Origin of the sequence: Nostoc sp. 'Lobaria pulmonaria (5183) cyanobiont' (assembly GCF_002949795.1) — a bacterium.
GTDB lineage: Bacteria > Cyanobacteriota > Cyanobacteriia > Cyanobacteriales > Nostocaceae > Nostoc.
Map to the genome: position 1 here is coordinate 4836157 of NZ_CP026692.1, position 23488 is coordinate 4859644.

Genomic DNA, 23488 nt, shown 5'->3' on the forward strand with positions numbered 1-23488 from the left:
GGTCGTTATGCTTCGTGGTACACACCCGACATCTGCTATTCGCCCTGGCTCTTTTAATCCAAAATCCAAAATTCCAAATTGGTATGACAGATTCACAGCAACCTGAAAATGAAAAGGGACTGCAACAATTAGCTTGGGCGATCGAGTCCTCTGTGGGACAGTTTAAGCTGATTTTGGCCCGGTGTAATTATGCAAGAGAGCGCGATCGCTTAATCTCCAAATTGCAGGAAATTTGTCAAGTCGAAATTCGTGTCTTGGCGGTGCAGCAATCTCGCAAGACTCTTTATACTGCGATTCAGTCAGAATTCGGCGCAGAAATACCAGCCTGTGTAATGGTTGTGGGTTTGGAATCAGTGCAGAATTTGTCTGTGATGTTAACTTCTGCAAATCAGGTGCGGGAGGAGTTTCGCAAGAATTTTGCTTTTCCCTTAGTGTTGTGGATTGACGATGAAATCTACAAGCAACTAATACAGCTTGCGCCTGATTTGGAGAGTTGGGCAACTACGAGAAATTTTGCTATATCAACACAGCAATTAGTTGCTTTTATCATCGAAACGGCTAATCAATGGTTTAGTAATAACTTAAAATTTAGCGTAGATGTATATATTAAACTGGAAACTGAGCTAGAAACGGCGCAAAGAGAATTACTCAATCAGCCAGATATTTATAATTTAGAAATTCAAGCTGATTTAGAATCTTTGTTAGGTTTTATCAAACAGATAAATAATCAAAAAGATTTGGCACTACAGCATTATCAAAAAGCTTATAAGCTCTGGCAGGAAAGTAATAATTTAGAAAGGCAAGCAATAATCCTTGGGGAGATTGGCGTTGGTTATTATCTCAAAGCTTTTAAAAATCCAGATATCAATCATCCAGATTGGCAAACGGCTTGGTATTATATTCGAGAGTATATAAATTTTATTAACCTGTTTCACAATCCAGATTTAATTGCTAATACAGCAATTAAATTCGGTGATATTTTGCGGGACTTGCAAAAGTGGGAAACGTTGCAGAGTCTTTCTGAACAGGCTTTAGTAGTACATCAAACTAACAACCAGCCAAGGGAATTAGCCAAAGATTACGGTTTTTTAGCTGAGGTGGCTTTGGCTCAAAATAACTGGGTGAAAGCAAATCAGCTTGTTCAGCAAGCCTTGGAAGTTTTTGCTGCGATTCCCAATTTGGAATCAGCGAATGTATCAGGGGTTTTATCTGATATTCCCGAAAGGGTTTTAAAATCAAAACATTTGAGCTTATATCAGTTTATTTTAAGTCGTTCTCAATACCATTTAGGTCAAATTAAACAGGCAACTTTCAGCTTAGAAACTGCTAGGCATGTGGGTAATCCCCTAGAAGATTTCCGGCTTTACTTGGATATTCTTAAATTTTTGCAGCAGCTTTATTTTGAGCAGAAAGAATATCTCAAAGCATACAAAATAAAACAGCAACGGCGTTCCATTGAACAGCAATTTGGCTTGCGGGCTTTTATTGGTGCGGGTAGGTTAGAAGCTACAAAACAGGCATTTGTAGAGACATTGCGCTCAAACTCTCCCCAAGGAAACATTGCCCCAGAAATTGCTGCATCTGGTCGCCTATTGGATGTAGAACGTTTGATTGAACGTATGGGTCGCCCTGATTATAAGCTGATAGTAATTCATGGGCAATCGGGTGTAGGCAAAAGTTCCCTGGTGAATGCGGGACTTATACCAGCTTTAAAGAATAAAGCGATTGGTACTCAAGATTATTTGCCGGTGGTAATGCGCGTTTACACCAACTGGGTGGAAGAGTTGGGGAAGCTTTTGGGAAATGGGGGAGATGAGGAAGAGTTAGAACTTCAAGTTTCGACCTTAGAAGCTCAACGTTCCACCTTTGAACTCGGAATTTCGACCTCAGAAGCTCAACCTTCGACCTTTGAACTCGGAACTTCGACCTCAGAAGCTCAACGTTCCACCTCAGAAGCTCAACGTTCCACCTCAGAAGCTCAACGTTCGACCTCAGAAGCTCAACCTTCGACCTCAGAACCTCAACGTTCCACTTCAGAAGCTCAACGTTCCACCTCAGAACCTCAACGTTCCACCTCAGAACTCGAAACTCTGCAATATAGCAGTGCAATACAGTCGGAACCTCACCCCGTATTTGCTGACGCAAACACTCCCCTCTCCTTAGCAAGGAGAGGGGTTGGGGGTGAGGTTAGAGAACCGCAATATTTAATATCCAGACTTAAAGAAAACGAACAGCGCAACCTCCGCACAGTGCTAATTTTTGATCAATTTGAGGAATTTTTCTTTGTTTACACCGAACCAGCACAAAGGAAGCAATTCTTTGAGTTTCTGGGAGAGTGTCTGAATGTTCTATCGGTGAAAGTTATCTTATCGCTGCGGGTAGATTACATCCATTACTTGCTAGAGTGCAATGATTTGTCCAGCCTGAAGATTATTGGCAATGACATTCTCAGTAATAATGTGCTTTACAAGTTGGGGAACTTCTCACCTGCTGATGCAAAGTCAATTATTCAGCGTTTAACTGAAAATACTAGTTTTCACTTAGAGGATGTTTTAGTTGAACAACTGGTACAAGATTTAGCCGGGGAATTGGGTGAAGTTCGTCCCATTGAGTTGCAGGTTGTGGGGGCGCAACTGCAAACGGAGAATATTACAACTCTGGCAGAATATCGGCAGCGTGGCACTAAAGACGAATTGGTTAAGCGTTATTTGCATGAAGTTGTTAATGATTGTGGTGAAGAAAATCACCAAGCAGCAGACATATTACTGTATTTGCTGACGGATGAAAAAGGAACTCGCCCCCTGAAGACTCGCGCTGAGTTGGAACGCGATTTGTTCGCGTATTTCTTGGAGATCCCCCCAACCCCCCTTAAAAAGGGGGGCTTTATTCTTTCTACCCCCTTTTTAAGGGGGTCGCCGCAGGCGGGGGGATCAGAAACTAGGGAGGATAAAGCTTTTGACATCAGCAAATTAGATTTGATTGTAGAGATTTTTGTCCAATCTGGCTTGGTGGTTTTGCTACCAGAAAACCCGGCTGACCGTTATCAACTGGTACATGACTACATCGCCGCCTTTATCCGCCAGCAACAGGAACCAAAGTTAAAACATGTGATGGCGGAACTAGAAAAAGAACGAGAACAAAGAAAACTGAGTGACGCCAAACTAAATAACTTTCTCAAACGCGCCCTTTTTGGTTCCGTAGCCGCAGGATTAGTCTTAGCGGGGTTGGCAGTTACAGCCTGGGATGCAGCACGAACGGCAGATGAGCAAAGAAAACAAGCTGCAATTAGTGAAATTAATGCCCTTGCTAATTCTTCAGAGGCGTTTTTTGTCTCTAAGCAAAACCCCGATGCTTTAATAGAAGGCTTAAAAGCCGGGGGAAAACTAAAAAAACTAAAACTGAATCCTGGGGCAAACACAGATACCCAAATGCGGACTATGGCAATGTTAAGGCAAGCAATTTATTTGCAGCCACAAGAGCATAAAGAAAATAGAGCTATAGAGGTGAACACTTTAGAAGGGCACAGCAGTTCAGTCTGGGGCGTAGTCTTCAGCCCCGATGGCAAGACACTGGCTTCTGGCAGTGATGACAACACGATCAAACTCTGGGATGTCAGCACAGGCAAAGCGATCAAAACCCTGACTGGGCATAGCAGTATGGTCATTAGCGTAGTCTTCAGCCCCGATGGCAAGACACTGGCTTCTGGCAGTGATGACAACACGATCAAACTCTGGGATGTCAGCACAGGCAAAGCGATCAAAACCCTGACTGGGCATAGCAGTATGGTCATTAGCGTAGTCTTCAGCCCCGATGGCAAGACACTGGCTTCTGGCAGTGATGACAACACGATCAAACTCTGGGATGTCAGCACAGGCAAAGCGATCAAAACCCTGACTGGGCATAGCAGTAGGGTCTTAAGCGTAGTCTTCAGCCCCGATGGCAAGACACTGGCTTCTGGCAGTGATGACAAGACGATCAAACTCTGGGATGTCAGCACAGGCAAAGCGAGCAAAACCCTGACTGGGCATAGCAGTACGGTCTGGGGCGTAGTCTTCAGCCCCGATGGCAAGACACTGGCTTCTGGCAGTGATGACAAGACGATCAAACTCTGGGATGTCAGCACAGGCAAAGCGAGCAAAACCCTGACTGGGCATAGCAGTAGGGTCTTAAGCGTAGTCTTCAGCCCCGATGGCAAGACACTGGCTTCTGGCAGTTATGACAAGACGATCAAACTCTGGGATGTCAGCACAGGCAAAGCGAGCAAAACCCTGACTGGGCATAGCAGTTGGGTCTTAAGCGTAGTCTTCAGCCCCGATGGCAAGACACTGGCTTCTGGCAGTGATGACAAGACGATCAAACTCTGGGATGTCAGCACAGGCAAAGCGATCAAAACCCTGACTGGGCATAGCAGTACGGTCATTAGCGTAGTCTTCAGCCCCGATGGCAAGACACTGGCTTCTGGCAGTGATGACAAGACGATCAAACTCTGGGATGTCAGCACAGACAAAGCGATCAAAACCCTGACTGGGCATAGCAGTACGGTATATAGCGTAGTCTTCAGCCCCGATGGCAAGACACTGGCTTCTGGCAGTGATGACAAGACGATCAAACTCTGGGATGTCAGCACAGGCAAAGCGATCAAAACCCTGACTGGGCATAGCAGTACGGTATATAGCGTAGTCTTCAGCCCCGATGGCAAGACACTGGCTTCTGGCAGTGATGACAAGACGATCAAACTCTGGGATGTCAGCACAGGCAAAGCGAGCAAAACCCTGACTGGGCATAGCAGTACGGTATATAGCGTAGTCTTCAGCCCCGATGGCAAGACACTGGCTTCTGGCAGTGATGACAACACGATCAAATTCTGGGATGTCAGCACAGGCAAAGCGATCAAAACCCTGACTGGGCATAGCAGTAGGGTCATTAGCGTAGTCTTCAGCCCCGATGGCAAGACACTGGCTTCTGGCAGTGATGACAAGACGATCAAACTCTGGGATGTCAGCACAGGCAAAGCGATCAAAACCCTGACTGGGCATAGCAGTACGGTCATTAGCGTAGTCTTCAGCCCCGATGGCAAGACACTGGCTTCTGGCAGTGATGACAAGACGGTGATTTTATGGGACTTGGATTTAGATAATTTATTACTCAGTGGTTGCAACTTGCTGAATAATTACCTAGTTGCCCATCCAGAAGTGTTAGAAGAATTGCAATCGTGCCAAACTCCATCACAGAAGGCGCTGGGGGCGACAGTATTAGTCATCCAAGGTGAAAAGTTAGCGCGAAATAATGATATTAATGGCGCTGTGGAAAAGTTCCGCCAAGCACAGCAGTGGGATAATAAATTAAATTTTGATTTCCAGTCCAGAGCAAAACAGTTTGTCAACAAAGGCAAAGCTGAACGCTCAGTTGATGAAGGAAACAGCCGCTTACAAGAGAAAAAGTTTAAGGAAGCGCTAGCAGATTATACCGAAGCTCTCAAGCTCGATCCAAAAGTCGAAATTCCTATAAGTTCTTGGAATGCACTATGCTGGGACGGGAGTCTGCAAAAACAAGCCGCCGATGTTTTACCAGCCTGTGAACAAGCCGTTGCATTTGCACCTAAAAATGGCAACATTCGTGATAGTCGTGGCTTGGCTAGAGCGCTGACAGGCAACACCCAAGGGGCAATTCAAGACTTTGAGGCATACATCGCCCAGAGTGACGATAAAGATAGAAAAGCACAACGGCAACGCTGGGTGAAAGATTTACGGGCGGGGAAGAATCCGTTTACAGATGCAGAGCTTAAAAAGTTACAGAATTAGCCCTTTCCTCTTTACCCCTTACCCTTTTCCCCACTTCTGCAATAAGTCTAATATATGAAATAGATTACAGCTATTTTCAGGTAAATAGACCACGCGGTAGGGGCGCAAGGCCTTGCGCCCCTACAACAGATGTGGTTCAAATACTTGAATTCTGCTGTAAATAGATAATCACAAGGTGGAAGGATGGCATACAGCGATTTTAGTCTCGCTAAAGTGAAAAAGAGTTTTGACTTAACCCTCGATGAAACTCGCAATTTATTTGCTGATACAAAACCTGTTACACCATCAGAAACTCTCAGAACAATTTTAATAGATTACATTCCTTTAGCAACTGCAATTTCAACCGAAAAAGCCAGGTCAGAGTTTTTAATTGCACCAATTCTCGCAGAGGTCAGACGATTATTAAATAATAAAATCTCGTTGTTCTCTGGAAATGAATTTAATGTTGATCCAACTCAAGGCTTGCAAGGCTTTTGCGATTACATCATTAGCAATTCCCAGGAACAATTATTTATTTCTGCTCCGGTAATGTTTATTTTTGAAGCGAAAAAAGAAGATATTATCGGCGGTCTGGGTCAATGTGTAGCCGCAATGATCGCAGCGCAGTTGTTCAATCAAAACCAAGGTAATGAAGTCGGGCGAATTTATGGATCGGTTACTAGTGGAACTAACTGGAAGTTTTTATTTTTAGAAGAAACGACTGTTTATATAGATTCGACTGAATACTATATTAAAGAAGTTGATAAAATCTTGGGTATTTTATTGCAACCTTTTCGGACTGTTTTAACTGCTGTTTGAATATATAGCAGGTGCTGATGTAACTTACTTAGTCAAGGTTAAAAATTTGCTAAAAAATAAGAGAAGTTAAAACTTGTCCACCATTACCACTATTCAATTGATATGAGTCTATATTGTCTAGTTCACGGTGCTTTCCAAGCCACCTGGTGTTGGGATTTGCTAATTCCCTACTTAGAAGCACAGGGACACAAAACCCTAGCAATGGATTTGCCAATTGAAAATGCATCTGCTACTTTGTCCCAACTTGCGAATGCAGTAATTCAAGCGCTGCCAAAAACTGATGATGATATTGTCCTAGTCGGTCACTCAATGGCTGGTACTATAATTCCTCTTAGACATCTGGTGAAATTAAATATGCGTTATCCACAATCCTTGCAGAGATGTAGAGGATATATCTCCCTTGAGGAAAACCTAGGTTCAATAACAATTGGGAGCAACGCGATTTTGTGAGAATTCTGCGTTCAAGGCAGGAGGCAGGAGGCAGGAGGCAAGAGGCAGAAGGTAGAATAGATTCAAGACTTGAGATGCATGAATGCTTGACACTAAAATTTCTTGAAACCTATCGACTTCTTCCAAAACAGGAGTAAATAGTTCAGGGGATGCTAATCCGACTTCCTTGGAAATAATCAACTGAGTGTCGAGTTCCCGAAGCGAACCTAAAGCAATATGTAGAAATTTAACAAATTCAAGACTTTAATTATACGATTCAAACAAACCTGGCGATCGCAGCTTAATTTCCACAGTTTTTTTTAGGGTGACGCGTACTAAGGCGATAACACACCCAACACCCATACCATATTCTTATTTGGAAAATAGCTTCCAAGGGTTTTACCTGACTTTGGTAAGGGAGGGTTCAATAAAAGTGATTTTAGATAAAGAATGTGATAGAACATCAGCTTCGGTTTTACTCGGTTCAACCTAGCCCATATAAGATTTTGAAAGTAATTTCAGGCAATATTAGGCGCTGATGGGTTGTTGTTCAGATTCAATTAACTGATTATTCGGTACATCAAATCTAATAGTACTAGCCGCCCAGTCTTTGAAATCGGGTGCTAGCCAGACTAGCTTACGCAGAATTTCATCATTGACCCACAACACCAAGGGGAACTGAAACTGTTTCCGAAATTCATCTCGCATGATATTGGTACTAATAATCAGTTGGTTAATTGCCACTATAGATTCTAAGCCCCTTACCATCAAAGCTTCGGGTTGAGTAGTACCAATTTTACTTCTAATAGCTGTGTATAACTTGTCAACCGTAGGTAAGAGCAAAATTTCGTGGATATCTGCTGATGAAAATTCTCTTAACAAATTCAGCACTTGCTGCTGCCTTTGAACGCAGTTACAACACGCCAATAATAGTGAAAACTCTCCACCAGAAACCACCATCGCCCTTGCTAGTCTCTTAGTGGCTGCTGTGCTGCTAACTGTGCCGTTTTCTGAATTAGTTAAGCCGATCATTAAAAACACCCTTCTTTTGATTTTCAAACATATTCAGTGATTCTACCCGATTAATTTTTATTCAAAAGTGTTAATTGGGTAACTTTTATGACTCTTCTCTGTAATATTAAGCATTATATAACGAACAAGCAGATGGTGCATTATCTTATATTCACAATTTAGGGATAATGTAAAGATAACATCAACACAATGTCAGTAACAGGGGATACGCGAAGAATTAACAATTGAATTATCACTGGATTTTCAGAGATTTTTGCATCTGCTAGCAATTAAGTAATTCTCTAGTATAGTGTAAAAAAACAACTCAGTAAGAGTTTAACAGTAAATGTTAGCAAGTGGCAAAACTTATAGCAGTTTTTAAATGCACCGCTACTTAAACATTAGGTTTTCCATGTCACCCTTCTTTTGTGGTTGCACTATAACTTTGCTTCACGCTAACACCAGTTACCTAGAGCAGTAAACCCCCTACAAGGAGAGTTCACCGCATCACCGTGTCTTCTTCAACAAGCCATTTGGGGACGGATATTGAGTGTGGAGTCGTAAAATAGTCTCAGCGCAAGATGCAGAAATCTTATTGCATTAAAGCTAACTCATCCGTTTGATAGAACTGTAGATAGAAGATGTCGCTCCGTTAGTGGAGGACAGGGAATATTTAGCTTTCTAAGATCGATTCAGAACATCTGAACTATAACAACAAGTTTGGAATTTGCTCAATTGCTTCATTTTTTGAGGTTGATAGCCAATAACAAACGTATGTAAATATTTTTTATTTAATTTTTTGGAAACCAATTAGGAATATCACACCATGCTATTTAAAAATCGGAGGTTTGCGGGTCAAGTTTTGGCTAAGGAGTTAACCGCTTATGCTAACAACCCAGATGTTCTGGTATTAGGGCTACCAAGGGGTGGTGTACCCGTTGCTTTTGAAGTTGCTAAAACGTTAAATGCTCCCTTAGATGTTTTAGTGGTACGTAAATTGGGTGTGCCCGATCAAGAAGAACTAGCGATGGGAGCGATCGCTTCTGGGGGTGTGCGGATAGTTAATAAATATATTATCAGCCTGGTGAAGATATCCGATGAAGTAATTGCCAGAGTGTCGGCGCAAGAAGAACGGGAGTTAGAGCGGCGGGAACGGCTTTATCGGGGAAATCGCCCCTTAAAAGATTTACAAGGACGCACAGTCATCTTGGTAGATGATGGTTTAGCCACGGGTGCAACCATGTGGGCTGCTGTTGTAACTGTGCAAAAACACCAACCTGCTCAGATTGCGATCGCTGTACCTGTGGCTGCACCTGAAACTTGCCAAGAATTAGAAACTGAAGTAGACGAAATCGTTTGCGTCTCGACACCCAGCCCTTTTTGCAGCGTTGGTCTTTGGTACGAAAGCTTTCCCCAAACTACGGATGAAGAAGTCCGCGCCTTACTCGCAAAAGCGGCAAAGAACAGTGATGCTATACCTCTTGGTATGTAGATAAATTTTGGTGTTTGGGAATGCCAAGATTAAGTTTCTGAGATAGTCTCAACTCACCAACTGAAGTTTTAACGGGACACAATTCAAACGGTGCGATCATAGCGGTTCCGATTAGTGACGCTGCCGGGACAGAAAACGTTGATCGAGTGTACAAACTAGTTGATATGGTTGAATAATGCTGAGTTCATCTGAAACAGCATCCAATGTTTCATAACCCACATTAATTAATATGTCTGAGATTCAAGACAAAGTGATAATCATCACCGGAGCCAGTAGTGGGTTAGGTGAGGCGACTGCGAAGCAACTTGCTGCTAGTGGAGCCAAACTGATGCTGGCTGCTTGACGCGAAGATCGGTTTCTTCATTTTGATGGACAGCGAATCCTATCGTCTTTTTCTACCGAATACTTCTGTTAGGTGACTTATATAACCAATATTTGGGAGAAGACTGGAAAAATCGCGCCGTCGATCCCAAGATGTGGGCTAAAGTTGACGAGATTCCTGACGAGGAATTGTGGTCACGGCATCTTATCCTCAAAGAAAGATTGATTGCCTTCACCCGTTATAAGGTGAAAAAATCACGGGAGTTACGTGGCGTTTTGGATGGCTGGTGGTGTGAAGGCTACCAAGCAGGGCCAGATGGCAAAGGAATTAACGGTTGGGCAATTGGTGAAGATGCTAATACTAGCGATCAAGAATTGCAAGATCGGATTGATTCGCGATCGCTTTATCCGCTCTTAGAAGAAGAAATCGTTCCTCTATACTATGACCAAGATGCCGAAGGCATTCCCCACCGTTGGGTGCAAATGATGAAAACATCCATTAAGACAAATGCGCCGTTATTCAACACCGACAGGATGATTGCCGACTACGTTTCACAGGTGTATGTGCCAGAGATTTCTAAGAGTGTGGAACCGATTTTAGCTAAAGTACTGCTTTAGAGCATTTTCAGTTTCTTGGTTAAATAGAGGGGTGGGTTTTCTGCCCCTTTTTTTGCTCCTAGTATCGGCTGCGATAAGATCGAGAATAAATTCATGCTGTGTTTATGGCAACCCAACTCAGCCAAGCCAAATCACCAATAGAACTGGTAATCTCTTGGGAAGCCTTGCCCAAAGATTTTCAACTAGAGGATGAACCAGTGGAGAATACTGGTCAGCCACTCTTGGCTGGTGCTTTGCGTGAAAGCCTAGAAATCAGTGGATTCATCCAACCCCAGATGTTGATAGCTTCAAACTTTGGTCTTTGTGCGACAGTCAACGGTCAATTTATTGCCAAAGCACCAGACTGGGTTTATGTGCCGTCGGTTAATGAAGTGGTGGCTAATCGCAAAAGTTATACACCCAATTTAGAAGGAGATATTCCGGCGATCGCTATTGAATTTTTATCCGATACTGACGGTGGAGAATATTCGGTAAAGCGAACTTATCCACCAGGAAAATGGTTTTTCTACGAGCAAATTTTGCAAATTCCCATCTACATAATTTTTGAACTTTATGGCGGTTTATTAGAATATTATCAACTAGAAAATAAACGCTATGAGTTAAAGCAACCTGACGAAAATGGTCGTCATTGGATTGATGTAATGGGCTTATTTTTGGGAACTTGGCAAGGAACAAAAGAAGCGCGAACTGCTTATTGGTTGCGCTGGTGGGATCGAAATGGTAATTTGTTACCCTGGGCTATAGAACAGATTGAACAAGAACGCCAACGCACCGAACAAGAACGCCAGCAAAAAGAACGACTGATTGCTTACTTACAATCTCAGGGTATTGACCCGAATAACTTGCCCCCATTTGAGTAGAGGCAATTTCAAAGTCCCTCTCCCAAGCTTGGGAGAGGGATTTAGGGTGAGGGTTTTTGATTCATGCAAGAAGTCTAATCATCCGATTTTGCAAAACAAACTGTTTGCTATATCAATGCTGAATCATGACTGAGAAACAAGATCCCTGACTTCTTTAAAAATTCGGGAATCTGCGGCTTATAAATCAAATAAGATTATTACAGAAATCCTAAATCATTTTATGAATTAATACTCATCACTCTGGAAATATCTTTTTTAGTTCAGAAATAATATCAGAGTGGCTTCTTTTCCAATCTCGCCATGCATTTTGAATAGCTTCTTTTTGTTCTTGAGTTAACTGCCAAGAAAGTGGAGGATTGATTCTACCACGAGGAAATTTAATAGGAATATGCATAATTTCTATTGCTTTTTGACAAGATTTATCTTTTAAAAATTGCTGCACTTTTTCCTGTTCATCATGCTTGTAGCCACATTTATACTTGTCTATCAAAAGTTCTATATTTAATGTATTGCCTTCGTTCTGTGTATCACTACGAACATTTAATAAAGCGAGCAATGAACCAATAACTTCCATCTGCCATCCCGGAGCGCCTTTTTCTTCTTGGGGATTCTCATCATCAGGAAAAGCATTTATTTGGATTAAAATAACTTTTTTAATTTGGTGAGATTGCTCAGATTCTAATAGTTGATCCAGTAATTCTATGGTAGTACCAATACCAAAGTTGTCGAAGTAACCACCATCACCTATATGATAATTCCATCTAGTGTCTTGACTAGGACGACACACAGGAGATACATAAGGAAAAGTGGCAGATAATCTAGCGGCTGTCGTTACATCAATATCGTATTCTGGATAAAGGGTATTAAAATCTATAGATTTGCAATCCTTATGGGGACTAAAAGTCATTGGACTAACTAAAAAACGCCGTCCATCTTCAACTAAAGTTGCATTAAAAATAGGAATAGGAATAATTCCTTGGTCAATTTTATCGCTCCAGCTACCTAAACTTGCATCGGGATTTTTCATTTCCCCTTTCCAATCTATTTCGATAGCAGTACCACGGTCTTGCTCAGTTGTAGTATCTTCCTCTTTCTCTTTCTCTTTCTCTTTTGGTAAGACAAAAGGTAAACCAATAAAACGAAGTAAATCTGGATAAGCGAATCCCCAGCCTGTAGCATCCAAACTATCTTCTGTAGCGCTTTTAAAAATCTGTTTTAATTGATTTTCTTCTGGATAACCCCGATCTCCAAATCTATCCAAATAAAACATTGTTCCGACAGAACCACCAGAAACCGAACTTATCCAACCAATTGCTTTGGTAAAATCAGATCCAAGTTCTTCCTGTAAACCAGTCAAAACTTTAGTTGTCCATCCAGATGCTTGAATACCTCCACCACTTGCACAAACCACTACTAAAGTTTTATCTTCACTTTGTTGATTTTTCAGACGTTGAGAGATAACATTAATCCACTTTTCTTTTGTTGGTTTTTTCCAGTTACTTTTTGAGTATATTTTGTAAAAATGGTCTATTTTAAAAATAGCATAAGAAGCAGATGAAATTGCTAAAAATAATAGCAATGTAGGAATGCGAGACACATCAACAAAGTAAGAAATTCCTCCTATCCACACTACCATAACTGACAAAATAAGAGTAATATAAAAAAGAGCAGGAGCTTCAAATCTATTACGAATTGGACGAGGTTTCAAGATAACATAACCTAACCCATAAACAATTAATAGAAAAAGTGAAAATACTGTTATTGCAGCAATTCCGTAAGATAAATTACCATTTGCATCTACATAACCCCTTTGTATTCTTTCTGGGAAAAAAGAAATTATTTTCAATAAGACCTGTTTTAAAACCTGATTAGATTCAAAAAAATGCTTGTTAAAGTAATTGGTTATTAGCAATAAAGCTCCTGCAAGAATGCCAAATATAATTCCCCAACCTTCCCAGCTACGATCTGCTTCTTCTATTTCTTTTTTAGAAAGCTGAATCGCCTTTATGGCAATCGGAAGACTTAAGATAATAGCGATTAAATATTGGAGAAATTCTGGAATTACTTGCTGCTGAGGTACATCAAAACGAAGATGGGAATTATACAAGATGATATCGAAAACTTGTATCGTAGCCAGTCCTGCTAAAACTGCACCTCCAATAACTAAAACCAACTGATTATTAGCGCGAAGTACAAATAAGTTTTTCAACATCGCTGATAAACCAGTATTCACTGAAATTGTTGGCAATAATAACAGTAATAAACCAATAATTATAGGCACTCGCAGAAAGAAAATGTATTGCAATACACTGTAGAAATTTTGTAGCATTAAAATTAGGAATGCTAGTCCCAACCACAAGACAATACCGTTAAAAACCTGTTGTCTTTTGTTCATGACAAATTTCTGTAAATATACAAAAGGTTAATTGTTTTTGTTCATATTGGTTTATATCTTGCACCTAGTTTCCAGATAAATGAGATTGAAGAAGAATTCAGAAGTCAGAAGCAAAGCCGGAGACGCTCCGCCTCCGGTCAGAATTAAGACGCTTGTGGACTCGCTCTAGGAGCAAGATATAAGCCAATAGAGTTTGATACACAACAACATATCAAAATTCCGCAAAAGTGATTATGAAGTTATATTTAGTTAAGTACTAAGGAGTCTTAAATATGTATTGATACCAGAGTCTAAAAAATATAAAGCATAAGCAGATTTTATCAGCCAAGTAAATAATGCGGGTTCTAGCGGTTATGCTTTCGGGCTGATTGATTGGTCTGGGTTACTCGCCTGGATTCGTTCATTAAATATATAGCTTTCCAGGCGTTTACCTTGTTTCAACCTTCAACCATCTCTAACAATTGCACCTCGCTTAACTGCGTAATTCCCAAAGAAATTGCTTTTTCTAACTTGGAACCGGCCTCATCTCCTAACACTAAATAATCTGTTTTTTTACTCACTGAATCAGTCACTTTTCCCCCGGCTTTTTGAATCAAAGCCTTCGCTTCATCTCGCTTTAAGGTTGGCAATGTTCCTGTAATTACAAAAGTTTTACCTGCGAACTTTTGATTACCATCCCCAACTATTTTTGTTTCCTCTGAGGCAGTTAATTGCAATCCTTCTGCTTGTAAGCGTTCTATCAACTTTTGGTTAGCGTCAATCCGAAACCATTGGTATACTGATTGGGCAATTTCAGTACCAATACCGTAAATGCCTTCAATATCTGATTGCTTTGCCGTAACTAACTGGTCTACAGCGAAATATTTCTGAGTCAACAATTGAGCATTTACACTGCCAACGTGACGGATACCTAAACCATACAATACTCTTGACCAAGGTTGATTTTTTGATTGAGCGATCGCATCGATCAATTTCTCTGCCGACTTTTTACCCATCCTTTCCAATTCAGATAATTTCTCTGCTGTCAACTCATATAAATCAGCAACGGAATGCACCAAACCTTTATCAACGAGTTGATATACCAACTTTTCGCCCATACCTTTGATATCCAAGGCATCACGACTTACCCAATGTTCAATGGAACCTTTGAGAATCGCCGCACAGGAAGCATTGACGCACCGAGTCACCGCCTCACCTGATTCTCGCACCACTAGTTGACCGCAGACTGGGCAATGGGTAGGCATAACAAAGGGTTTAGTGTCAGCAGGACGGAGTTCTTTGATTACCCTCAGCACTTCTGGAATGATTTCCCCAGCTTTGCGGACAATCACAGTATCGCCAATGCGGATGTCTAATTGAGTAATGCGATCGCTATTATGTAAAGTAGCGCGGGAAACTGTTGTTCCCGCCAGTTGCACCGGACGCATCTCTGCTAATGGCGTTAACGCCCCCGTTCGTCCCACATTTACAGCAATATTTTCCACACGGGTAGGTGCTTCTTCGGCTGGGTACTTTAAAGCGATCGCCCAACGGGGAAATTTCTGCGTAAACCCTAGCTGTTCCTGAAGTTTAAAAGAATTCAGCTTCACTACTACCCCATCAGTCATGTAGGGTAAATTCAGCCGTTCCGTATCCCAATATTCGTAATATTTTGCCACTTCTGCGATCGAGGCACAGAGTTTGTGGTTGGGGTTGACTCGAAAACCCATCTTTTCCAACAACTCCAACGCTTCCCATTGGGTATTAGCAATACTGGTGTCATCTCTACCAGGAATGTGCAGGGTGTAGCCAAAGAAATCTAACCGCCGTTTAGCGACAATGCGGGAGTCTAGTTGCCTGAGTGTACCAGCTGCGGCATTACGGGGATTAGCAAATAATTGCTCACTTGCTTTTTGCCTTTCCTCGTTGATTTGTTTAAATACTTCCAACGGCAAAAACGCTTCACCTCGCACTTCTACTCTTTCTAGAATTTCTAACCCTTCAAAATTCAAACGTAAGGGAATAGAGCGAATTGTCCGCACATTTTGAGTGATATCTTCACCTGTCACCCCATCACCTCTAGTTGTCCCTCTAACTAGAATGCCATTTTGGTAGGTAAGAGCCAAAGCAGAACCATCAATTTTAAGTTCAGTGACATATTCCACTGAATCTATTTTCGGTACTTGTCGCCGCCAACGCTGATCCCACCCTTGCAACTCATGAATATTGAATGCATTCTCCAGACTGTACAAGGGGATATTGTGCCGCACCGAGGTAAACTGTGTTGCCGGCCTTTCACCCACACGCTGAGTCGGACTATCGGGTGCTGTCAATTCTGGATATTGAGTTTCCAGTTGTTGCAATTCTCGATATAGCTGGTCATAGATTGCATCCTCCATGATTGGAGCATCTAGGACGTAATAAGCGAAGCTTGCTTGTTGCAATAACTGGCGCAATTCTGCTGTACGCTTTACTTCCGGCTTAATCTGTGTCATTAGAATTATTATAAAATATCTAGAATTAGGGCTAATAAATCATACATTTGTACTATACAAAATTTTTTTTGGCTTTTGAGCCATATCTAAAGCTAAATAAGTTTTACCAAATTTTCCGCTACTCAGTACTTGAATCGGGCGATAGTGGCACGAAATTTTGTCTGATTAGAACAGAGGGGATCGTAGCAAGAGGAGTTGATTAAATACATCATCTAAAGTGTATCTATCGACAGATGGATTTATTATTACTTAGCAACTAGCTACTGTCAGCCTTCAGTGGTGCACTTTTCCTGAGTGCTAAGTATAATTCCACGGGTAAATGCAGAGCGATCGCCAGTTAAAAATCGTGAAAAAGAATGTAGAGACGTAGCACTGCTACGTCTCTACAAGGGTTATGAATAACGAATATTTAATTTCTACCAGAGTCTATTAGAGAACTGGGTTGAGTAGCTGTCAATAAACAAAATTATGTCTAGGGTGAGGTAGCACCCACCCCAAATTGTTATCCAATTACCTCAGCAGTCTTCTTCTTATCCAACTTGAGAATCAACACACCCAAAGGTGGCAAACATAAATCCAGTGAATAAGGATGACTGTGCAAAGACCATTCATCCGTCCACTTACCACCTAAGTTGCCCATATTGCTGCCGCCATACTTACGCGCATCACTATTGAACAACTCAGTATAAAATCCCTTTTGCGGTACACCGATACGGTAGTGAGAATGGGGTTGTGGTGTAAAATTGCAAACGACGATCGCAAAATCATCAGAATCCTTGTCACGACGCATGAAGGCAACTACACTATGGCGGTTATCGCTACAGTCAATCCACTCAAACCCCGCTTGGGCAAAATCCTGGGTGTACAAAACTGGTTCAGAACGGTAAAGATAATTCAAATCGTGGAAAAACGTTTTTAACTGTTGGTGGGCTTCATGCTGCAATAAATGCCACTCCAAATCTGTCCAATCATTCCACTCAGTCCACTGCCCAAACTCCATGCTCATAAACATGGTTTTCTTGCCTGGGTGAGCAAACATATAGGTAAATAAACAACGCACATTAGCTAACTTTTGCCATGTATCTCCCGGCATTTTGCCGATGATATTGCTCTTGCCATGCACGACTTCATCGTGAGACAGGGCCAGCATGAAGTTCTCAGTGTGGTTGTACCACATACTAAAGGTGATATTGTTTTGGTGGAACTGGCGGAACCAAGGGTCCATGCTGAAGTAATCCAGCATATCGTGCATCCAGCCCATATCCCACTTCAAGTTAAAACCTAGTCCGCCTGTATAGGTGGGCCAAGATACCATTGGCCAGGAAGTGGATTCTTCCGCAATTGAGAGAACACCGGGGAAATAGCTAAAGATAATGTTATTTACCTGACGTAGAAAATCTGCTGCTTCTAGGTTTTCTCTGCCACCGTACTGATTGGGCAGCCATTCTCCTGGTTCGCGGCAATAGTCGTTATAGAGCATCGAGGCAACAGCATCGACACGAACCCCGTCAATGTGGTACTTGTCAAACCAGAAGAGAGCATTTGCTGCTAAGAAATTACTAACTTCATGGCGACCGTAATTGAACACCAAAGTACCCCATCCTTTATGTTCGCCTTTGCGGGGGTCAGCGTGTTCGTACAGGTGGCTACCATCAAAGAAAGCTAAACCATGTCCATCTTTGGGGAAGTGACCAGGAACCCAATCTACAATTACCCCTATATCATTTTCGTGACATTTGTCAATAAAATACATCAAATCTTCGGGTCTGCCAAAACGCGAGGTAGGGGCATAGTAACCAGTTACTTGATAACCCCAAGAACCATCAAAGGGATGCTCCGCAATGGGCAGCATTTCTATGTGGGTGTATCCTAATTCTTTAACATAGGGAATGAGTCGGTCAGCTAGTTCTCGGTAGGTAAGGAAGCGTGCGCCCGGCTTTAGTCCAGAAACGACAACTACTGGTTCCGTTTCACCATTGGGAAGTCTAGCTGGTTCTGCACTCGAAGCGTGTAACCAAGAGCCTAAATGCACTTCGTAAACTGAAACTGGCTGAGTTAGGGGGTCAGTATGACGCCGCTTTTCCATCCAGTCTTCATCACTCCAACTATAAGTATCTAAATCAGTGACAATGGATGCCGTTTTCGGGCGAAGTTCTTGCTGGAAACCGTAGGGATCGGATTTTTCGTAAATGTGCCCTTCAAAATTTTTGATTTCGTATTTGTAATGCTCTCCCACACCGATTTCAGGAATAAATAATTCCCAAATTCCAGTGCGGCCTTTACGCATCTGATGTTTACGCCCATCCCAGAGGTTGAAATCTCCTAGCAATGAAACATTACGAGCGTTAGGTGCCCAAACAGCAAAATAAACGCCCTTGACGCCGCCTATTTCCGTGGGGTGCGCTCCCAGTTTTTCGTAAATCCGGTGATGGTTACCTTCACTAAACAAATGCAAGTCAAAGTCTGTCAAGTTGGGAGAACGGAAAGCGTAAGGGTCATAGATGACACGCTCGTGTTCTCCTTCTTTAATCCGTAACTGGTAGTTTGCAAGTTCGGCAGTTTCAATGGTGCATTCAAAAAAGTGAGGATGATGCACTGTTTGCATTGGGTATTCTTTACGTTGTTCAGGAAGAACGACCCACGCTGCACTTGCATTTGGTAGGTAGGCCCGCACAGCCCAGACAGTTTTGCCATCTTGCTCAATGGGATGAGAACCTAGTATTTCAAAGGGATCGTTATGCTGATTCCAAACGATGCTGTTAACCTGTTCAGGGGCGATCGTGGTCATGGACATGAAGCTACCTAAGTGAAATAACGTGATTGACTAAATCTACTTTTTTAATATCTATATATATTCTTTACATTTATTTGCAATTTTGTCGCCACCGTTATCCTACATCAGAATGGGGTATTGGGCATGAAGGCATTGGGCAGAACAGTTCCGTTAGCGATAGCGGGGCATTGAGAAAAGCTTTTGACCCTGGAGTAATTTATCAAAAATTTAAAAATGGGAAAAACTGCAATAATGTTTTACGTAAGCGAAGCAAGAAAATCTGTTCTCGAATTTTGGGGTCTAGTTTTGGTGGCGGGACTTCTTGTAGCTGGGCTTGCAATTGGATATACTCGGCAGCTGTTAGGAATTTTCCATCAATAGGCGATCGCGCTTCTATAATAATCTTTGTCCGTAATATTTCTTCTGGTATATCCTCTGGTGGCGGTAATGCTATTGCTGCCGATCTCCAATAGCTACTTAAGACAATCGAAGTTACAGTAATTACAATTAAGCTCAGTAATTTTATATATTTTCTCGTTTTAACTCTTCTCATCTCCTGAACTACGTTCACAACGCAGGATGAAAATCTGTTTTTCCCATGCCCAAATTTTCCCAATAAAAATCTGGCAATATCAAGGGAGATTACCAGGTCTTTCCTGATACGGAATAGACTACAGGAATGCTCAAGAGCAATTGCCAGCGATCGCGATAAATTGTTTTGCCCTCTCAAAACTCAGTAGTATAAGCAATTTAAAATGCCAAATGAGGGAAGTTTATTGTCTACAAAACTAGTTTAGACTCACTCAACTTCCTTGGACTGGGAACAAGGTTTGATCGGGCGGGAATTTCAGGCGGACACTTGGTAGAGGACGTAACCCTCTTTACCAGTGTCCTCTACTTCCTGCTCTACTTAGTTGATATTTGAGCAAACTTTAGGCTCAGATAAACCAACATAAAAATGCGGTTTTTTCGCGAACCTAATTAATTCGAGCTATGTAGTGAGGAACGCTGTCACTAAGTAGTTCTGGGCGTGATTTAAACTAAAGTTTAAGATGCCTTATTTAGGAGTAGCTGCGGGAGTTGCTGGAGTAGCTGCGGGAGTCGTGGCAGGAGTAGACTTAGCAGGTGCATCAGTTGGTTCACCTGTAGCAGCTGGAGTAGCAGTACCAGCACCATCACCACCACCACCTTCACAAGCCCCAAGAATTGCAGCCAGACTTAACATTAGAGCAAAACCAAAGATTTTTGTTTTCATAACTCCTCTTTCACCAATTGTGGCTAGAACAATTTTTCGCCTGTTGAATACGATACCGTATTTATTGCTTTTTTTAAATTCTGCGAGATTACATACTTAAAAAAAACAATCCTTTGGGGTATTGTTTTTGGAATTACGTATCCTGATTAGTTTCTTTTAACTCAGGAGCAAAACGAAAATTACCAACTTATTTAGCAAATGGAGCTATGATAGCAAAAAATTTTATTTTTTTCACGGAGTATTGCATCTGGCAACCCGACGTTGCCATACTTTAGGGGCGATACCTAAAGGGTAAGCTGTCCAGTTTCTAATCGCTGATTGCAAACATTGCATATCTAGGGGATGCAAACATTGATACAGCTACCTATCAGAAAAGTTAAAAGGGTATAGTCTGTTATGTGTGCTTATTGCACAGAAGGTTATTTTAACCTTAGCAAAAACAGACAATCAAGACAATCAATCGAAAGTGCAGTATTTCCCATCTAAAAAAATTTAAAAATTTATGGTAGTTGCTCGTAAATCTACTGTTTCTACAAGGGGTAATTGGTTCCGGCGAGATTCTCTTCTTTCTTTAGGGAGGCGACGCTCTGCGCGCATGGAGTCAGCAGCACGGAGCGCTTCTACACCAGTATCCTCTCAAAGACAACGGCGTTTATCGAAAAATTTAGTGGTTTCTCCCACAAATGAGGCAGTTATAGCCAAATCGGTGAAAGAGTTGGGCAGACAACAATTACCAAATCTCAATGAGCAGTTGAATGCGAACCAAAAGACTGTGGGGGAAGGTTTTCTTGGTCTTCCCACAATGCCTAATTCTGGAGCCGCACCTTTGTGGTTGCTGCGCTTGTATACCTTTCATCGTTATTCGTCAGTTGTAGCGTTCTTGTTAGTAGCATCGACACTTGCTGTTTATGCTTGGACAGTATATTCTCAAGAGCTTTGGGGTCAGTCATATCGCAGACTGCAAAACCTCCAACGTCATGAACGGCTGCTAACAACAACCAACGCAACGCTAAAAAATAAAATGGCTAATGAAGCAGAACAACCAACAGCAGGGCTGGTATCGCCAACTCCTGAAGGGGTGATTTTCTTGCCTCCAGCATCTCAGAGTCCTAAGCCAGCATCGCCTAACACAACGCCAAATTCTGAAAAGCAACCGCAAACACTCTCGCCACTGGGATACTAATCGTAATTCGTCAGAACCCAATGCAGAAGTCACCAAGGAAAACAAAATTCAGAAAGTTTCAGAATCCAGGATTCACAGGGCGACACAAGGGTGATAAACGAGGGATTTTGGGAAAATTAGCCTCTAATATGCAAGACCAAACATCCAACACTAAGTCCCGACTGTTCATCGTCTGGGGCGTATTGATGGCATCAGGGTTGGGGTTGGCTATTAACTTGTATAATCTACAAATTGTCAAGGGGCCAAAGTTAACTGAGCAGGCGCGCAACCAGCAAATGGTAAATTTGCGACCTTTTATGCCCCGTCGCCCGGTCGTAGATCGCAATAGCGATCTGTTGGCGATTGACCGTCCTGTATATACTTTATACGCTCATCCCAAGCTGTTTGATAAGTCTAATGAAGAGATGGCAGAGCGACTTGCCCCAATTTTGGCAAAAGATACTGCTGAATTGGTGAAAACTTTTGAAAGTAAAAGAAGTGGAATTATCCTTGCGCCAGCCTTACCAGAAGAAATTATCGATCGCGTCATCTCTTTGCGCTTAAATGGCCTGGAGTGGATTCAAAAATACTCCCGATTTTACCCGCCAGACGATTTGGTTGCTGATGTGGTGGGTTATGTGAATGTTGACCGTCGCGGTCAAGCTGGTGTGGAATACTCTCAAGAGAAGTTGCTAGAACGTCCTGTGCAAACGGTGCGGCTCAGTCGGTCGGGGAATGGGGCCCTGATGCCGGATCGTGCGCCCGAAGGTTTTTTGCATTTTGATGATTTACAATTACAACTCACTATCGATAGCCGTCTGCAACGAATTGCTCGGATTGCGCTCAAACAACAGATGGAGAAGTTTGACGCTAAACGTGGGGCAGTAATTGTCATGGATGCATTGGATGGTTCCTTACTCGCCCTCGTTTCTCAGCCTACTTATAATCCTAATGAATATGCTAAAGCTAATATTTCACTATTTAAAAACTGGACGGTGGCGGATCTTTATGAACCAGGATCGACTTTTAAGCCTTTGAATGTGGCGATCGCTCTGGAAAATGGCATCATCAAACCAGATGATATGTTTAATGACTCCGGTTCGATTCGAGTCGCTAATTACACCATCAAAAATGCGATGAATAATAGTAATGGACGAATCAGCATCGCTCAGATTTTGCAGTATTCCAGCAACATTGGCATGGTGCAAATTATCCAACGTTTAAAGCCTTCAATTTACTACAACTGGTTAGAACGCTTAGGGCTAGGACAAAAAGTTGATACAGATTTACCTTTTGAAGTCGGCGGACGGCTCAAAAGTCAAGAAGAATTTATCGCTTCCCCGATTGAACCAGCTACTACTTCCTTTGGGCAAGGCTTTTCCATGACACCGTTACAGCTAGTGCAAATGCACGGTGCTTTAGCTAATGGCGGTAAGTTAGTTACACCCCATGTAGTTCGCGGGTTAATTGATAGCAAAGGCCAGATGCATGATTCACCCACTCGCACCATCCCCCGCCAAATTTTCTCAACCGCAACAACTCAAAAGGTTGTGGAAATGATGGAAACTGTTGTTACTCAAGGCAGCGGGAAGGCGTCACAAATTCCGGGATATCGCATTGCTGGTAAAACTGGTACAGCCCAAAAAGCTAGTCCGAATGGCGGATACATTAAGGGTGCTAGAATGACCAGTTTTGTGGCTATTTTACCCGTGGAATCTCCTCGTTATGTAGTGTTTGCACTGGTGGATGAGCCAAAAGGAGAAAGTGCTTATGGTTCTACTGTCGCCGCGCCAATTGTGAAGTCGGTGATCGAAGCACTAATTCCTCTCGAGCAGATTCCGCCCAGTAAGGCGATCGAGCAACAAATGAAAGCGCCCTAGGGAGGGGGGAGTGGGGAAGCAGGGGAAGCAGGGGAAGCAGGGGAAGCAGGGGAAGCAAGGGAGCAGGGGAGCAGGGGAGTAGAGTTAAAAGCACTCATTCACGAGTATTAAAGACTCATTCACGAGTATCAAAGACTCATCGGCGAGTATTAAAGACTCATCGGCGAGTATTAAAGACTCATCGGCGAGTATCAAAGACTCATTCACGAGTATCAAAGA

General features: G+C 42.3%; 13 protein-coding genes and 3 pseudogenes. 9 read left to right on the top strand and 7 right to left on the bottom strand.

Annotation, left to right across the window (positions count from 1 at the left end; all coding sequences use genetic code 11):
* Window positions 1-83: 83 nt before the first annotated feature.
* The 3 genes from NLP_RS21310 (at window position 84) to NLP_RS21320 (ending at window position 7049) form a co-directional block, all read left to right on the top strand.
* Window positions 84-5801, top strand: a complete 5718-nt coding sequence (locus NLP_RS21310; protein ID WP_104909962.1) for an nSTAND1 domain-containing NTPase — start codon at window positions 84-86, stop codon at window positions 5799-5801.
* Between the two features lie 183 nt (window positions 5802-5984).
* Window positions 5985-6599: a hypothetical protein gene (locus NLP_RS21315; RefSeq protein ID WP_104908125.1), complete on the top strand. Its 615-nt coding sequence runs from the start codon at window positions 5985-5987 to the stop codon at window positions 6597-6599.
* A 102-nt stretch (window positions 6600-6701) separates the two neighbouring features.
* The gene (locus tag NLP_RS21320) at window positions 6702-7049 is read left to right on the top strand and encodes an esterase/lipase family protein (RefSeq protein WP_234017012.1); all 348 of its coding nucleotides are present in this window, start codon (window positions 6702-6704) and stop codon (window positions 7047-7049) included.
* Between the two features lie 78 nt (window positions 7050-7127).
* Here the strand turns inward: NLP_RS21320 and NLP_RS21325 are convergent.
* Window positions 7128-7286 (bottom strand): annotated as a pseudogene (locus tag NLP_RS21325) (four helix bundle protein); the annotation flags it as partial.
* A gap of 270 nt (window positions 7287-7556) precedes the next feature.
* A complete protein-coding gene (locus tag NLP_RS21330) occupies window positions 7557-8060 on the bottom strand; it encodes a hypothetical protein (protein ID WP_104908126.1) in 504 nt (167 codons plus the stop codon).
* An 805-nt stretch (window positions 8061-8865) separates the two neighbouring features.
* Between NLP_RS21330 and NLP_RS21335 the strand changes: the two genes are divergently transcribed.
* The 4 genes and pseudogenes from NLP_RS21335 to NLP_RS21350 all read left to right on the top strand — a co-directional run bounded on the left by NLP_RS21335 (window position 8866) and on the right by NLP_RS21350 (window position 11330).
* The gene (locus tag NLP_RS21335; RefSeq protein WP_104908127.1) at window positions 8866-9531 is read left to right on the top strand and encodes a phosphoribosyltransferase; all 666 of its coding nucleotides are present in this window, start codon (window positions 8866-8868) and stop codon (window positions 9529-9531) included.
* A 229-nt stretch (window positions 9532-9760) separates the two neighbouring features.
* A pseudogene (locus NLP_RS21340) lies at window positions 9761-9871 on the top strand (SDR family NAD(P)-dependent oxidoreductase); the annotation flags it as partial.
* 254 nt (window positions 9872-10125) lie between these two features.
* Window positions 10126-10470: pseudogene (locus NLP_RS36195) on the top strand (alpha-glucan family phosphorylase); the annotation flags it as partial.
* A gap of 104 nt (window positions 10471-10574) precedes the next feature.
* A complete protein-coding gene (locus tag NLP_RS21350; protein ID WP_104908128.1) occupies window positions 10575-11330 on the top strand; it encodes a Uma2 family endonuclease in 756 nt (251 codons plus the stop codon).
* Window positions 11331-11565: 235 nt separating this feature from the next.
* Here the strand turns inward: NLP_RS21350 and NLP_RS21355 are convergent, their stop codons facing one another.
* From NLP_RS21355 to NLP_RS21375, 5 genes are all read right to left on the bottom strand, one after another.
* Window positions 11566-13725 carry a hypothetical protein gene (locus NLP_RS21355; RefSeq protein ID WP_104908129.1) on the bottom strand — a complete coding sequence of 720 codons (2160 nt, stop codon included), beginning with the start codon at window positions 13723-13725 and terminating at the stop codon, window positions 11566-11568.
* Between the two features lie 437 nt (window positions 13726-14162).
* Window positions 14163-16199: an NAD-dependent DNA ligase LigA gene (gene ligA / locus NLP_RS21360; RefSeq protein WP_104908130.1), complete on the bottom strand. Its 2037-nt coding sequence runs from the start codon at window positions 16197-16199 to the stop codon at window positions 14163-14165.
* 502 nt (window positions 16200-16701) lie between these two features.
* Window positions 16702-18993 carry a 1,4-alpha-glucan branching enzyme gene (glgB, locus tag NLP_RS21365; protein ID WP_199784665.1) on the bottom strand — a complete coding sequence of 764 codons (2292 nt, stop codon included), beginning with the start codon at window positions 18991-18993 and terminating at the stop codon, window positions 16702-16704.
* A 199-nt stretch (window positions 18994-19192) separates the two neighbouring features.
* Complete coding sequence (locus NLP_RS21370) at window positions 19193-19525, bottom strand: hypothetical protein (protein ID WP_104908132.1); 333 nt, start codon at window positions 19523-19525, stop codon at window positions 19193-19195.
* Between the two features lie 504 nt (window positions 19526-20029).
* Entirely contained in the window at window positions 20030-20227 is a 198-nt protein-coding gene (locus tag NLP_RS21375) for a hypothetical protein (protein ID WP_104908133.1), read from the bottom strand.
* 502 nt (window positions 20228-20729) lie between these two features.
* Between NLP_RS21375 and NLP_RS21380 the strand changes: the two genes are divergently transcribed.
* Both NLP_RS21380 and NLP_RS21385 read left to right on the top strand, forming a co-directional pair.
* A complete protein-coding gene (locus tag NLP_RS21380) occupies window positions 20730-21410 on the top strand; it encodes a hypothetical protein (RefSeq protein ID WP_104908134.1) in 681 nt (226 codons plus the stop codon).
* Between the two features lie 20 nt (window positions 21411-21430).
* Complete coding sequence (locus tag NLP_RS21385; protein WP_104908135.1) at window positions 21431-23269, top strand: peptidoglycan D,D-transpeptidase FtsI family protein; 1839 nt, start codon at window positions 21431-21433, stop codon at window positions 23267-23269.
* Window positions 23270-23488 lie beyond the last annotated feature (219 nt).

What these genes read in the sequence shown, in the direction of transcription:
- NLP_RS21315 (WP_104908125.1), top strand. Translation starts at nt 5,985, where the DNA reads ATGGCATACAGCGATTTTAGTCTCGCTAAAGTGAAAAAGAGTTTTGAC.
- NLP_RS21310 (WP_104909962.1), top strand. Translation starts at nt 84, where the DNA reads ATGACAGATTCACAGCAACCTGAAAATGAAAAGGGACTGCAACAATTA.
- NLP_RS21350 (WP_104908128.1), top strand. Translation starts at nt 10,575, where the DNA reads ATGGCAACCCAACTCAGCCAAGCCAAATCACCAATAGAACTGGTAATC.
- NLP_RS21355 (WP_104908129.1), bottom strand. Translation starts at nt 13,725, where the DNA reads ATGAACAAAAGACAACAGGTTTTTAACGGTATTGTCTTGTGGTTGGGA.
- NLP_RS21370 (WP_104908132.1), bottom strand. Translation starts at nt 19,525, where the DNA reads ATGAGAAGAGTTAAAACGAGAAAATATATAAAATTACTGAGCTTAATT.
- NLP_RS21380 (WP_104908134.1), top strand. Translation starts at nt 20,730, where the DNA reads ATGGTAGTTGCTCGTAAATCTACTGTTTCTACAAGGGGTAATTGGTTC.
- NLP_RS21320 (WP_234017012.1), top strand. Translation starts at nt 6,702, where the DNA reads ATGAGTCTATATTGTCTAGTTCACGGTGCTTTCCAAGCCACCTGGTGT.
- NLP_RS21385 (WP_104908135.1), top strand. Translation starts at nt 21,431, where the DNA reads ATGCAGAAGTCACCAAGGAAAACAAAATTCAGAAAGTTTCAGAATCCA.
- NLP_RS21375 (WP_104908133.1), bottom strand. Translation starts at nt 20,227, where the DNA reads ATGAAAACAAAAATCTTTGGTTTTGCTCTAATGTTAAGTCTGGCTGCA.
- glgB (WP_199784665.1), bottom strand. Translation starts at nt 18,993, where the DNA reads ATGTCCATGACCACGATCGCCCCTGAACAGGTTAACAGCATCGTTTGG.
- NLP_RS21330 (WP_104908126.1), bottom strand. Translation starts at nt 8,060, where the DNA reads ATGATCGGCTTAACTAATTCAGAAAACGGCACAGTTAGCAGCACAGCA.
- ligA (WP_104908130.1), bottom strand. Translation starts at nt 16,199, where the DNA reads ATGACACAGATTAAGCCGGAAGTAAAGCGTACAGCAGAATTGCGCCAG.
- NLP_RS21335 (WP_104908127.1), top strand. Translation starts at nt 8,866, where the DNA reads ATGCTATTTAAAAATCGGAGGTTTGCGGGTCAAGTTTTGGCTAAGGAG.